Origin of the sequence: Breznakia sp. PF5-3 (assembly GCF_029504745.1) — a bacterium.
In the GTDB taxonomy this organism is placed as follows: Bacteria; Bacillota_I; Bacilli_A; order Erysipelotrichales; family Erysipelotrichaceae; genus Breznakia.
In genome coordinates, this window is the sequence record NZ_JAQFIQ010000006.1 from 1 (window position 1) to 14,946 (window position 14,946).

Sequence of the window (14,946 nt, forward strand, 5' to 3'; positions counted from 1 at the left end):
GTCAATATAGGAATATAGTTTATTATTTTTCTTGTTTATCCATCACCTTTTGCTTCTTTTTCCTTCATTGTTGCATTTCTTCTGACATTCAAGCCAAATACAAAAGTTCCTATATTCACTTATAAGCTTTTTATTTTTTATCATTAACATACATAAAAAAATCCCTCCTTATAGTCACAATCTATAATAGAGGGATTATATGAATTTCTATTTATTCTTCAATGCCGCTTGTGCTGCTGCTAAACGAGCAATAGGAACTCTAAATGGTGAACACGATACATATTGAAGTCCAATTCGATGACAGAACTCTATCGAAGATGAATCTCCACCATGTTCTCCACAAATACCTAATTTAATATCTGGTCTTGTTTGTTTTCCTAATTTTACAGCCATTTCTACTAGTTTACCAACACCCTTTTGATCAAGTCTAGCAAATGGATCTTGTTCATAGATTTTTTTATCATAATAATCATTCAAGAATGAACCTGCATCATCGCGTGAGAATCCAAATGTCATTTGGGTTAAATCATTTGTTCCAAACGAAAAGAATTCTGCTTCTTTGGCAATCTCATCAGCCGTTAGTGCAGCTCTAGGTATTTCAATCATTGTTCCTACCAAATAGTTTAACTCTACCTTGTTATCTGCAATGATTTTATCAGCAATATTAGTTACTACACCTTTAACATACTTCAATTCTTCCACATCTCCAACAAGTGGAATCATGATTTCAGGCACTACATTGTATTCAGGATACTTTCTGTTAACGTTAATAGCAGCCTCTATTACAGCTCTTGTTTGCATTTCGGCTATTTCTGGATATGATACAGCCAATCGCACTCCTCTATGTCCCATCATTGGATTAAATTCATGTAACCCGTTAATAATACCTTTTAATTCATCTACTTCCATTCCCATATCATCTGCTAATGTTGTAATATCGTAAGAAGAAGTAGGTAAAAACTCATGTAAAGGTGGGTCTAAGTAACGAATCGTTACTGGTCTTCCTTCCATTGCCTCATAAATTCCTTCAAAGTCACCACGTTGCATAGGCAATAATTTTGCCAGTGCTCGTTCTCGTTGTTCTTTTGTTTTCGCAACAATCATTTCACGAATTGCTTTGATTCTTTCACCTTCAAAGAACATATGTTCAGTACGAACCAATCCAATTCCTTCTGCACCAAAGGTAACAGCTTGTTTTGCATCTCTAGGTGTATCTGCATTCGTTCTAACCTTCAATGTTCTAAATTCATCTGCCCATTGCATAAAGACTTCAAAGTCACCAACAATCTGTGCAGGAACTGTCTTTAACTCTTCTCCATATACATTTCCTGTTGTACCATCAAGAGAAATATAATCATATTCTTTAAAAACACGTCCATTTACTCTGAAAGTTTTAGTTTCTTCATTGATTTTAATATCTCCACAACCAGATACACAACAAATTCCCATACCACGTGCAACTACAGCTGCATGGCTTGTCATTCCACCACGGACAGTTAAAATACCACGTGCTGAATTCATTCCTTCAATATCCTCAGGTGATGTCTCTAAACGCACCAGAATTACTCTGTGCCCTTTCGCAGCATAAGAAGTAGCATCTTCTGCATTGAACACCACTTGACCTGTAGCAGCTCCAGGAGACGCTGGTAGTCCTTGTGTGATTGGTACCGCATGTTTTATCGAAGATTGATCAAACGTAGGATGCAATAACGCATCTAATTGCTTTGGATCTACCATCAATACCGCTTCTTCTTTAGTTAACAAACCTTCATCTACTAAATCACATGCAATTTTCAAAGCTGCTTTAGCAGTACGTTTTCCATTACGTGTTTGCAACATAAATAATTTTTTATTTTCAATTGTAAACTCCATATCTTGCATATCACGATAGTGAGCTTCTAATTTTTTCGTAATACCCACAAATTCATCATATACTTCAGGCATCACATTCTTAAGTTCTTCAATATGATTTGGTGTACGAATTCCTGCAACTACATCCTCTCCTTGTGCATTCATTAAAAATTCACCATATAGTTTATTCTCTCCAGTACTTGGATTACGTGTGAAGGCAACACCAGTACCACTTGTATCACCCATATTTCCAAATACCATCATTTGAACATTTACTGCTGTTCCCCAGCTAGAAGGAATATCATTCATTTTACGATAATAGATTGCACGTGGATTATTCCATGATTCAAATACCGCTTCTACTGCTTTTGCCAATTGTTCTTTTGGCTCTGTTGGAAAATCTTCATGCAATTCCGAATGATAAAACGCTTTAAACCTTTTTACCATTTCTTTTAAATCATCTGCCGTAAGTTCTGTATCAAGTTTCACTTTACGTTCTGCTTTAATATCATCAATTACCGTTTCAAATTTAGCTTTTGACAATCCCATAACAACATCTGCAAACATTTGAATAAAACGACGATATGAATCATATGCAAACCGTGGATTCCCTGTTAACTTCGATAACCCTTCAACTACTTCATCATTTAATCCTAAGTTTAGAATTGTATCCATCATCCCTGGCATACTAGCTCTAGACCCAGAACGTACAGATACAAGAAGTGGATTCTTTGCATCCCCAAATGTTTTTCCTGATAATTTTTCTAGTTCTTTTAAATGAGTAAAGATTTCGTCCATGATAGCATCATTGATTTCTTCCCCATCATCATAATACTTGTTACAAGCTTCTGTTGTAACCGTAAACCCATAAGGAACAGGCATACCAAGATTAATCATTTCTGCAAGGTTAGCACCTTTTCCACCTAAAAGATCACGCATTCCTCCGTTTCCTTCATGAAACGTATAAACATATTTTTTCCCCATAAAGAGACCTCCTTGTAATCGCTTTCATATCTATTATTATACCTAAGAATTCATTATAATTCTACTATTTTAGTGCAGTATAAATTAAAATTATTTCGACAATAAGAAAAATTAACTTGCATAAAGATAGTTTGATTCTTATTTTCAAACTATTTTATTGAAATTTTATTTGTATATTAAAAAAAGAGTGAGAAATTCCCACTCTTCAATGGCTCTTAAGATTCAGTTACAATATCCTATCTATTTTTTCTTGTAAATCACTTATATATTTGTTTTGTTGCTTTTTTAAATAAGACTTTATAAAGGGCTTAATGATTAATTTCTTAGCAGTCACATCTTCTGTGAAGATAATTTCTGTTTGCTCCCCTTTTTCAATAAAGCGACCAGACCAATGTCCCTTTATCATATTATTTTCCATTGTAAACGAAAAATAAGAACATGGTGTTTTTTCAATAATAGAAAATGTTGTTGCATAACCTTTTCTAGTATATTCAATGAATTGACATTCATCAACTATATCCACCTTACTTAAATCACTTCGCCATGCGTATTCTTTTATATTTGTAACAACTTTCCAAACTTTTTGAACATCGCAGTTTATATTTGTACGCATTTCACATTTTGTCATTTTATATCCCCTTTACTTTTGCAATTCTTTTAATCGGTTCTTTATAATTTCATATTGTGATTTATAGTCTTCTAATTTTTCTTTTTCTTCATTAACTTTCGCTTCAGGTGCTTTGTTTACAAAATTAGGATTTGCTAACATGCCTTCTGCTCGTTTAATTTCTTTCATTAATCGTTGTTTATCAACTTCAAGTTTTTTAATTTCTTCATCTATATTAATTAAGGAAGCTAATGGAACCGTAATAGAACCTTGATATATTGGACGTACGACTACTTCTTCATCAATATTCTTAACACTCCACTCAGCATGACACATTTGTTTCAATAATGCATTGATAAATAAATTTGTTTCCTCTAAATTTCCATCACTATCATTCACTAACAACGTAATATCTGCACTTGGTTTAAGTTTATAAGTTGCCTTAATTTCTCTTACCGCTTCTACCATTGAAATTAGTTTTTTCACTTCATCCATTTCCTCATTTTGAATATCTCTTTGAACATAATTTGGCCATATTTCTAAATTGATGCTCTCTTTTGCATGTGGAAGAGATAAGTATATTTCTTCTGACACAAATGGCATAAATGGATGAATCATTTTTAAAATTGATTGTAAAACGACTAACAAAGTAGATTTTGCTGCCAGTTTTACTGTTTCATCATTACTTTGTAATTCTGCTTTTGATAATTCTATATACCAACTACAGAAATCATCCCATATAAAACTATATAGCTCATTTCCTACCAATGCAAATTCATATTTATCCATATTTGCTGTTACATTATTTAAAGTTTCATTAAGGCGATTTAAAATCCATTTATCAATGGTACTTATTTTTGTAAGATCAATATCTTCAATATTAAATTCATCACCTAAATGCATTAGTACAAATTTTGAAGCATTATAGATTTTATTAATAAAGTTACTAGAACTTTCCACTTTTTCTTCTATATATCGCAAATCTTGTCCCGGTGTTGAATTTGTTGTAAGGAAGAAACGCATTGCATCACATCCATGTTTTTCAACAACATCCATAGGATCCACACCATTTCCTAAAGACTTTGACATCTTGCGTCCTTTATCATCTCTTACCAAACCATGAATCAAAACATCTTTAAATGGTCGTGAATTTGTACAATAACGTGCTTGAAAAGCCATTCTAGCCACCCAGAAGAAGATTATGTCATATCCTGTCACAAGTGTATCATTTGGATAATAACGCTTGTAGTCCTCTGTTTCCTGAGGCCACCCCAAGGTTGAGAAAGGCCATAAGGCACTAGAGAACCAAGTATCTAAAACATCTTCATCTTGTTCCCAGCTATCTATATCAGCTGGTTCCTCACATCCTACATAAATTTCACCGGTATCTTTGTGATACCATGCAGGAATTCGATGTCCCCACCACAATTGCCTTGAAATACACCAATCCTCAATTTTCTCTAACCATTGTTGGAAGGTGTGCTCAAAACGTTTCGGCGTGAAATGAATCTTCTCATCCTCGATTTCTTGGTTTTTCAAAACTTCATCTGCCAATGGACGCATCTTTACAAACCATTGTTTTGATAAATATGGTTCTACAACTGCATCTGTTCTTTCCGAATGTCCAACTGGATGCATATGCTTTTCAATACTTACTAAGTTTCCAGCAGCTTTAATATCTTCAACAAGTTGTTTACGGCACGCAAATCGATCCATACCTTCATATTTACCACATAAATCATTCATCGTTCCATCTGGATTCATACAAATCGGTTTTTCCAAATGATATTTTTCACCAATCAAAAAGTCATTAGGATCATGTGCTGGTGTACATTTCATAACTCCAGTACCAAACTCTATATCAATATAGTCATCGCTAATAATTGGTAGCTTCTCACCATTTGCTGGATTTATAGCATGTAATCCTACAACATCTGTATAGCGTTTATCATCAGGATGAACAACTATACAAACATCCCCAAACATCGTTTCAGGACGTGTTGTTGCAACATGAAGTTCTTGTCCTGTTTCAACAACTTTGTAAACAAACGTATACATTGCTCCTTCAATCTCTTTATGAATAACTTCAATATTTGAAAGTGCTGTTTCCGCTTCTGGATCCCAGTTAATAATCCGTTCTCCTTGATAGATTAAGCCATCATTATATAAATCTACAAACACTTTCTTTACCGCTTCACTCAATCCATCATCCAATGTAAAACGCTCTCTAGTGTAATCCAAAGATAATCCTAATGTAGCCCATTGTTCACGAATATGACTTGCATATTCATGTTTCCAATTCCATGCTTGCTCTAAAAATTTTTCTCTGCCTAAATCATAACGAGAAATTCCTTGCGCTTTTAATCTTTCATCTACTTTTGCCTGTGTTGCAATACCAGCATGATCCATACCAGAAACCCATAATACATCAAAACCTTGTAATCTTTTATAACGAGCAACAATATCTTGTAGGGTTGTATCCCACGCATGTCCCAAATGTAACTTTCCTGTTACATTTGGTGGTGGAATCACCATACTAAAAGCTGGCTTACTATTGTCCCCAGCCGTAAAGTAGCCTTGCTTTACCCAATGCTCATAATACTTTTTTTCGATTTTTAAATGATCATATTTTGCATCTAATATATTTTTCATACTATTTCCTCCGCTTTTCATTTACAAATAATTTCTCTTTACGAATAAAAAAAGCATTCACCCAAAGGACGAATGCTCGTGGTACCACCTTATTTTACACTTTACCAAGTGCCTCATACATATAACGGTGTTTACCGGATTTCCCTACTGCTTTCAAGAAACCTACTCCTAGACTACCTTCCTTATGCATCCAAGACCTCTTTTCACCAAAGCGAGGCTCTCTTTTCGTGTTTACATAAGTACTCCTTCTATTCTCTGTAGTTATCTGTAATTATAACCAATTTATTTGAAATAATCAACTATAGCTGTGCAAGAAAGTTTTTCGCATATACCCTAACTTCTTCTATCTGTGTCTCACTTGGTTTAAACAACACTCGATAGCCGTCATCTACTAATTTCATTTTTTGTTGTTTCAATCGAGACAATAAATTAGGAACTGCTTCACCACTCCAACCATAACTACCAAAAGCAGAGACTTTTTTAACTCCATGATAACCTGCAATGATACGATTCATAATATTATAAATTGGTGGAAGAGCATCCCCCAAAATCGTACATGATCCATACATGATTGCATCCGCATTTATCATCTCGTTAAACACTTCATCTTCATTTGCAATAACAAGATCGTAAATACTACAATCGATATCACATTTATCAGCTTCTTCTTTAATAATCTGTGCCAATTGTTTTGTATATCCATAGGCGCTAACATATGGAATCACTAGTTTAGGACGATCATTTTTCTTTTCAACAAGAAAAGTTTCGTACTTCTGCATCATCATAGCAATATCTGTATCAATAATTAATCCATGACCAGGAGCAATCAACTCAACTCCAACATCTTTAAGTTTATCTAATGCTTTGCGAATAAATGGTTTAAATGGTCCCATAATCATGGTTGTATAATAATCGAAAGCATCATAATAGTCATTACGATCTTGAATGTTTGACAACAGCATTTCATCACTTGCATAATGTGCACCAAAAGAATCACAAGTAATTAAAATTTTATCTTCTTCAATATATGTATAAATCGTATCCGGCCAATGTAAATTTGGAACACTTAAAAATTTTAGTGTTTTATTTCCTACTTTAATTTCTTCATTATCTTTTACAATCATTGAATTAAAATTTTCATTAATAATCTCATTTAAATTACGATTTGCTGCAAAACTAGAAATTATAGATATGTTAGGATTTAAATCTAACATTTTTTTCAATGATCCGCTATGATCAGGTTCAGTATGATTACACACTATATATTTAATTTCTTCAATCGCTGTAAGTTCCTTTATCTTTTCTAAATATTGATCAAAAAACTTCTCTTTCACGGTTTCAAAAAGAATTGTTCCATTATCCGTTTTTAATAAATAAGAATTATATGTTGTTCCATATTTTGTTTCCATGATAATATCAAAAACTCTCAGTTCCCTGTCTTGTACACCAATCCAATAAAAATCATCTTTTAATTTTAGTATGTTCATCTCTTCTTCTCCTATTTCATTCTCTATAAGTATATGAATTTTTTCAACATGTTACAATTAAAATGCACTATTTACAAGCAAAAATGATTATGCTAGATTAAGTTTAAGAGGATAAATACATGTCAAAAGCAAGTATGATAGCACAAAGGCTACAACAAGGGCAAACAATCGAAAAATATCGTGAAGCTGGTAATAGTATGTTACCAATTTTAAAGTCCAATCAACCCGTTACCTTAGAACCTATAAATACGGCAGAACTAAAAAAAGGCGATATCGTTTTTTGTAAAGTGAAAGGCAATTACTACACGCATAAAATATCAGCAATTAAAATTCAAAAAAATACCATGAAATATCAAATAATCAAGGATTTGTAAATGGCTGGATTAAACGAGAACAGATTTTTGGCATTGTAACAAAAATCTGGTAAACAAAAAAAAACTGTCAATTCAGACAGCTTTTTCTTGATACATCTCTTCAATCGCTTGCCATGCTTTGTCAACACCCATTCTTGTTTCACTTGAAAACGGAATTAGTGCTTCTTCGGGAATTTCTAACCCTTTGCAGATGCGGCGATAATTTTTAATACGCTCATTTTTCTTTAGTTTATCTACCTTAGTTGCGATTACTACAACTTTCATTTTATGGTATCTCGCATATTCCATCATTGTAATATCATCTTCTGTTGGATTATGGCGACTATCTACAATCAGTACAAGGCCTACTTTTTGTTGCCTTTCACCGAAATAATCTTCCATCATTTCACCAAATTGAATCAATTGATGCTTTGAAATATTGGCATATCCATAACCTGGTACATCAACAAACATCAATTCATCATTAATATTAAAGAAATTGAGTAACCTTGTTTTTCCTGGTGTATTTCCAACATACGCAAGCTTTTTACGATTTGTCAGTGTATTGATAAAACTAGATTTACCAACATTACTACGTCCTGCCAAAACAACTTCTGGTAAAGCAGTATCTGGCCAAGATTCTTTATCTGGTGCTGATATTACCAATTCACAACTATTAATTGTTTTCATTATTTCACAAGGGCAGCATTCAATACTTGTGACATATGTTCAACAGGTATAAATTTAATGCTTTCCTTAACTGTTTCAGGAATATCATCAAGATCTTTTACGTTTGCCTTTGGCATTACAATCGTTTTTATTCCTGAACGATGTGCTGCCATCGATTTTTCTTTTAATCCACCGATTGGTAATACATTCCCACGTAAAGTTACTTCTCCTGTCATAGCAACATCATTTTTCACTGCTTTATTACTAAGTGAAGAAATCAATGCTGTAGTCAAGGTAACTCCAGCGCTTGGACCATCTTTTGGAACAGCACCTTCAGGTACATGAATATGAACATCTTGATTTTCAAAAATACTACTATCAATTTTATATTTCTTTGCATTTGCTCTAACATAGTCATATGCAATCGTAGCACTTTCTTTCATCACATCACCCAATTGACCAGTTACTACAAGTTTACCTTTACCATCAAAGTGATTTACTTCAATCTGTAAAATATCTCCACCAAACGAAGTATAAGCCAACCCTGTTACTGTACCAACTTGATCTTTATGTTCTTTTTTACCATAATCAAAAATTTCTTTTCCTAAGAATTTTTGAATTGTCTTTTTCGTCATTGTTAATGTTTTCTTTTTATCCTTTAAGATTGCCAAAACACTCTTTCTAGCTAATGCTGCAATTACTCTTTCCAATTGACGAACACCACTTTCTCTAGTGTAATGTTTGATAACATAAGATAGCATTTCATCACTGATTTTAAATTGTGATGCTTTCAATCCATTTTCCTTAAGTTGTTTTGGTACTAAGTGACGTTTCGCAATCTCCAGTTTTTCTACTTCTGTATAACTAGATAATTGAATGATTTCTAAACGATCTTGCAATGCATGTGGAATATTATCCATATAGTTTGCTGTTGCAATAAATAATACTTTACTTAAATCATAAGGTTCTTCCAAGTAATGATCTGAGAAATATGAATTTTGTTCTGGATCCAATACTTCAAGCATTGCACTTGCAGGATCGCCTTTATAATCAGCGCCCATTTTATCAATCTCATCAATTAAGAATACTGGATTGATTGTACCTGCTTTCTTCATTCCTTGAATGAAACGTCCTGGCATACTTCCTAGGTATGTACGACGGTGTCCCCGAATTTCTGATTCATCCTTTACACCACCTAGTGAAATCTTAACAAACTCACGATCTAACGCTCTCGCTACCGACTTTGATAAAGAAGTCTTACCAACCCCTGGAGGCCCCACAAGACAAATAATCGGCGCTTTTAATGAATTAGTCATCGTTTTCACTGCTAAATATTCCATAATTCTTTCTTTAACTTTTTCAAGACCATAATGATCTTCATCTAAGATTTCTTGTGCTTTATTTAAATCTTCATTATCGGTACTTTCTTGCCACCAAGGAAGTTTCAACAACCAATCCAAGTAAGACTTTACAACACCACTCTCACCCGATGCACTTGGTAACATTTCATAGCGCGATAACTCTTCAAGCGCTTTTTCTTTAACAGACTCTGGATATGGATTTTCCGCAATCATTTTACGATATTCATCGGTATCCGATTCACGATCTGCTACATCACCTAATTCCTCTTTAATCGCACGCAATTTCTCACGTAGATAATATTCTCTTTGATTTTCATCTAAACGTTGTTTAACTTTGTCATTGATTAACGTATCCAATTCATTAATTTGTTTTTCATTTTCCATTTCTTGAATGATATACAATAAACGATCATTTACATCTGCCGCTTCTAAAATTCGCTGTTTAGCTTCTACAGAGAATGGAAAAATTTGAGCAACTTGATCAGCTAAATTCGTTGCAGAGATTCCTTCTGCCAATTTTGTAATCATATCTTTTGGTAAGTCTTGATTTAACACTTCAACATTTTCAAGTTGTCTTGCAATACGACGTACAAGTGCTAATTCTTCATTTACATCGGTTTGGACATCAATCAAAGGTTCAACACTACCAAATACCATTTCATCTGAAAATTCTAAACTTGAAATGCGGGCTCTTTCTAACCCTTTAAATTTAACACGTAAATATCCATCCATATGACGAATATGTAGGATATGACAAATTGTTCCAACTTCATAAAGATCATCCATTCTAGGATCTTCTAAAGCCAAATCTTTTTGTGCTACTAGCAACACTTGGCTTTGAAAATGTTCTTGTGCTTCTTCAAGCGCATAAACACTTTTCTTTCTTCCTACATCAATGATAATCTCATTGTTAGGAAACACTATCACTCCCCTTGTACACACTACTGGTAATTCAACTTTGTTTCCCATAATTTACCTCCTTCAATTTGGTTAAAAAAGACGCTGAAGCGTCTTTTATTTCTTATTTACAACGCTGTCTTTTACAATCTCAACAGCCTTTTGAAGTCTTAAATCATAATTCAATGCATCAACATTGATAGCTTCTTTGACTTTAGAAACTTCCATTCCATAACGATTAGCTATATTTTCATATTCAACTTCTACATCTTTTTCACTAATCTCTACTTTTTCTACTTCCGCAATTTTATCCAAAACTAAACGAACATTTACTTTTGTCTTCGCTTCTGGTTGCATTTGCTCTTGTAATTGCTCTGCTGTTGTTCCTGTCATTTGGAAATATTGTTCTTGATTAAATCCTTGTCCAGCCAGTCTTTGAGCAAAATCATTCATCATTTGACTAACTTCATCATCAATCATCACTTGTGGAATAACCACTTCTGCGTTTTCAACAAGTTTTGTTAATAAGTCATTTTCAAACTTTGTTTGAACTTCATTTTCTTTTTGCTCTTTTAAGTTATTCTTAACATATTTTTTGTAGTCTTCTACAGTTTCTACATCTTTAACTTCTGCATCCTTAATCAAATCATCATTTACTTCAGGTAACACCTTTTCTTTAATTTCATGAATTTTCACTTTGAAGACAACTGCTTTTCCAGCCAAATCTTCTGCTCCATAGTTTTCAGGGAATGTAATATCAAGATCTTTTTCTTCATCTGCTTTCATCCCAATCAATTGTTCTTCAAAACCTGGGATAAAAGATCCAGATCCAATTTCTAATGGATAATTTTCTCCTTTACCACCTTCGAATGCTACACCATCTTTGAATCCTTCAAAGTCGATTACAGCTGTATCACCATTTTTTACTACACCATCTTCTTTAACAACCAATTCGCTGAATCTAGCTTGTAATTGTTCAAGTTGTTCATTTACTTCTTTTGCAGTAACTGATACTTTGTCTTTCTTTATATCTAAGCCTTTATATTCACCAAGTTTTACTTCTGGTTTAACTGTTACATTAAATTTCAACATGACAGCTTCTTTTGTGATTTCATCAACACCTAACTCAGGTCTTGCAATGATCCATAAATCATGTTTTTCAATTCCTTCTTGCAATGCATGTCCTGCAACTTCGTCAATTGCTTCCATTAAAATGCTTTGCTCAGAAATTTGCTTTTTAGCAACTGATTCAGGAACTTGTCCTTTTCTAAAACCTTTTACTTCAATATCTTTAGCTAATTTCTTGAATGCTTTCTTTTGTGCTTCAAGCCATTTTTCGCCTTCAACCTTTACTTTTAATTCACCTTGAGAATTTTCCTTTAACTTCCATGTTGAACTCATTTTCTTACCTCCGTAATTCAATCAATTTTAAACTTCATACTTATATAATAATAAGTCATAACCCTCATACATTGCAAGGTTTTTTTCATCAATAAAGAGTTTAAATGCTTCTTCATCACCATTCGCTTTATATACATACTCAATAATTGCCACAACTAGGTAATTTATTTCATCTAGTACAACATTAAATGGTAATTTCAAATATAATTCTTTGACTAGACATTCTACACACATTTTATAAAATGTGGGATTGTCATTTTCAAAATAATTCTTCAACAATTTTACCATTTCCATTGTTGCTTCATTCTCTTGAATCCTTTCAACATAAACCGGAACAAAAGAAACCTCCAACCCTTCATACATTAGTTTTATTTCATCACTGACATCTTGCTCCATCAATATTTCGATTAATAGAGTACGAATTAGATAATGTGGTTTATCACTAAGATATGCTTCTACAATATCCAAATATTTCCTTATATTACTATTTCTTAATATCTCACAAGCCATATTAGCCTCATCAACACTTCCAAATAGCAAAGTTTCAATATCTTCATCATGATGCTTTTTACTTTGTGTATCGCTTTGTAACATTTGTTTACATTCGACAAACAATGCATTCAATTCACTTTCGTGTGTAAAGGGTATATAAGGCATATTCAACTCTTCTTTCAAAATCGAATATGCCTCCATAATTTTATTATTGTTTATCAATTCTTTTACATTTACGATTAACGCATCATAATAATCCATACCTACTCCTTGTATATAGTATACTAAATAACCAACATTTAGGGAACTAATTTGATTTAAGCCTTATTTTACTACACTATAATAGCATGTTACACACAAAATTTACACTAAAACATCATTTATTAATCCATGTTTTCTTTATCTGCAAAAGGATATGTCCAATATTACCATCTCCCGCAAACAAAGCTACATCAAAAAAATCACTATCGATGCTTACCCATGATAATGTATTTACTTCTTCTATTAAAGAAACGGATTGTTTTAACTTTCCTACAAAAACCTCAAGTTTCAAATCTATGGCATGATAACAAAAGTCCATAAAATGATTTAAATCGATATCCTTTGATGATATTCCCGTCTCCTCATATAACTCTCGATAAGCTGCAGATAAGCTTGTTTCATCTCCTATCACTTTTCCACCTACAAAATTATATAATCCTTTATATGGATTTTTGCTTCTTAAACACATCAATACGTTTTTTTCAGCTTCATCAAATACAACAATTATATTTGTTTTCATGATATTACAAATCATAAGCAAGCTGCTTATTTTCCAGTTGCAAAAGCTTCTCTTTCAAATCTAAGCCTCCTGCATAGCCTACAAGCTTCCCATTTGACCCAATTACACGATGACATGGATATACAATAATAATTGGATTTTTATTATTAGACAACCCTACTGCACGAAATCCTTTTGGACAATCAATTGCTTCGGCAATATCTTTATAGGTTTTTGTTTCACCATATGGAATTGTGGTTAAAGCGTTCCAAACCTTTTTTTGAAATTCTGTTCCTGCAGGATTTAAAAGTAAATCAAACGTTGTTCGTTTGTGATCAAAATATTCTTGAAGCTGTCGGATTGCTTCTTTCATGATTGATATTTCTTTTCGTTCGTATTCTTCAGATATAGGATTTTGAATTGCATCTAATACAATCTGTGATATTCCTTTCTCACTTGCAACTATTCTTAGTTTTCCAATTGGCGAATCATAATATGTATAGTATTCTTTCATTTTTTTATACCTCCCATTTATATTTCTTCATATCAACTTTTCCATTCTTTAAAAGGACAACACCTTCTGTACTTAATAAATCTTTCTGTTCATCCCAACCTAAAACCAAACTACCATCGCTATGTAGCACACGATGACAAGGATATGTACCATAAAACTCTGCGTTTGATAATACCTTACCTACTTTTCTTGCATTTTTAGGATATCCAGAAATTTTAGCAATCTGTCCATAGCTAGCTACTTTACCTTTTGGTATTTCATTAACAACTTCTAAAATCAAAAAAGCAAATTCATCCATTATCATTTCTCCTTTTCATGTGATAGTTTCCATAAATATAAGGCTGCAATAGAACCATAAGGACTATATCTTTGCTTATATATTTCAAATGTTTCTCTATCAATCTGTGACAATCCCTGAAGACGACAAAGTCCTCTACGAATTGCTAAATCTTTATAACTTAACACATCTTTACGTTGCAGAGTTAAAATCAAAATCATTTCTGCTGACCATTCGCCAATTCCTTTAATCAAAGTTAATTCCTCAATTACTTCTTTATTATTTTTTTGTTGAAGAGATTGTAAATTCAATTCTCCCTTTAAAATTCTGTCTGTAATTTCTTTGATTGTTTGAGATTTGCGTTTAGTTAATCCACATTGTTTTATTTCTTCAATTGAATACTGCGCAACATTCTCTGGTGTCATATTCCCCACCATTGCCTCCAAACGTGAAAAAATAACATTAGCTACCTTAGTAGATAACAATTGCCCAACTACTGTGTGCAACAAACCTGTATATATATCAGGAATTACTTCTCGCTCAATAAATCCATACTGATCAATTATTTTACTTAAAGCTTCATCACATTGCTTCAAATAGTTGATTTCCTTTTCCCCATATTGAAAATACACTGTTTTCAT

At 32.9% G+C, this 14,946-nt stretch carries 13 protein-coding genes and 1 other annotated feature; of the genes, 1 reads left to right on the plus strand and 12 read right to left on the minus strand.

Annotated elements, in window-relative coordinates; genetic code table 11:
* Positions 1-207: 207 nt before the first annotated feature.
* From ppdK to M2475_RS02280, 4 genes are all read right to left on the minus strand, one after another.
* A complete protein-coding gene (gene ppdK / locus M2475_RS02265; protein WP_277489321.1) occupies positions 208-2,835 on the minus strand; it encodes a pyruvate, phosphate dikinase in 2,628 nt (875 codons plus the stop codon).
* 226 nt (positions 2,836-3,061) lie between these two features.
* Entirely contained in the window at positions 3,062-3,463 is a 402-nt protein-coding gene (locus M2475_RS02270) for an SRPBCC family protein (RefSeq protein ID WP_277489323.1), read from the minus strand.
* Between the two features lie 12 nt (positions 3,464-3,475).
* Entirely contained in the window at positions 3,476-6,094 is a 2,619-nt protein-coding gene (locus tag M2475_RS02275; RefSeq protein ID WP_277489324.1) for a valine--tRNA ligase, read from the minus strand.
* A 61-nt stretch (positions 6,095-6,155) separates the two neighbouring features.
* Positions 6,156-6,359, minus strand: a binding site (T-box leader).
* 34 nt (positions 6,360-6,393) lie between these two features.
* Positions 6,394-7,581 (minus strand): FprA family A-type flavoprotein, encoded by a 1,188-nt coding sequence (locus M2475_RS02280; RefSeq protein WP_277489325.1) that lies wholly within the window; start codon positions 7,579-7,581, stop codon positions 6,394-6,396.
* 119 nt (positions 7,582-7,700) lie between these two features.
* On the opposite strand from M2475_RS02280, the gene M2475_RS02285 reads away from it, so the two are divergent.
* The gene (locus M2475_RS02285) at positions 7,701-7,955 is read left to right on the plus strand and encodes a hypothetical protein (RefSeq protein ID WP_277489326.1); all 255 of its coding nucleotides are present in this window, start codon (positions 7,701-7,703) and stop codon (positions 7,953-7,955) included.
* A gap of 72 nt (positions 7,956-8,027) precedes the next feature.
* On the opposite strand, the gene yihA is transcribed toward M2475_RS02285, so the two are convergent.
* The 8 genes from yihA to M2475_RS02325 form a co-directional block, all read right to left on the minus strand.
* Positions 8,028-8,624, minus strand: a complete 597-nt coding sequence (yihA, locus tag M2475_RS02290; RefSeq protein ID WP_277489327.1) for a ribosome biogenesis GTP-binding protein YihA/YsxC — start codon at positions 8,622-8,624, stop codon at positions 8,028-8,030.
* Entirely contained in the window at positions 8,624-10,933 is a 2,310-nt protein-coding gene (lon, locus tag M2475_RS02295; RefSeq protein WP_277489328.1) for an endopeptidase La, read from the minus strand. Before lon ends, yihA begins: the two co-directional genes overlap by 1 nt.
* A 45-nt stretch (positions 10,934-10,978) precedes the next feature.
* Complete coding sequence (gene tig, locus M2475_RS02300; RefSeq protein ID WP_277489329.1) at positions 10,979-12,262, minus strand: trigger factor; 1,284 nt, start codon at positions 12,260-12,262, stop codon at positions 10,979-10,981.
* A gap of 27 nt (positions 12,263-12,289) precedes the next feature.
* Complete coding sequence (locus M2475_RS02305) at positions 12,290-13,015, minus strand: hypothetical protein (protein ID WP_277489330.1); 726 nt, start codon at positions 13,013-13,015, stop codon at positions 12,290-12,292.
* 115 nt (positions 13,016-13,130) lie between these two features.
* A complete protein-coding gene (locus tag M2475_RS02310) occupies positions 13,131-13,535 on the minus strand; it encodes an NUDIX hydrolase (protein ID WP_277489331.1) in 405 nt (134 codons plus the stop codon).
* A gap of 4 nt (positions 13,536-13,539) precedes the next feature.
* On the minus strand, positions 13,540-14,028 hold the full coding sequence (locus tag M2475_RS02315) for a methylated-DNA--[protein]-cysteine S-methyltransferase (protein WP_277489332.1): 489 nt from the start codon (positions 14,026-14,028) through the stop codon (positions 13,540-13,542).
* 4 nt (positions 14,029-14,032) lie between these two features.
* The gene (locus M2475_RS02320) at positions 14,033-14,326 is read right to left on the minus strand and encodes a methylated-DNA--[protein]-cysteine S-methyltransferase (RefSeq protein WP_277489333.1); all 294 of its coding nucleotides are present in this window, start codon (positions 14,324-14,326) and stop codon (positions 14,033-14,035) included.
* 2 nt (positions 14,327-14,328) lie between these two features.
* On the minus strand, positions 14,329-14,946 hold the full coding sequence (locus M2475_RS02325; protein WP_277489334.1) for a DNA-3-methyladenine glycosylase 2 family protein: 618 nt from the start codon (positions 14,944-14,946) through the stop codon (positions 14,329-14,331).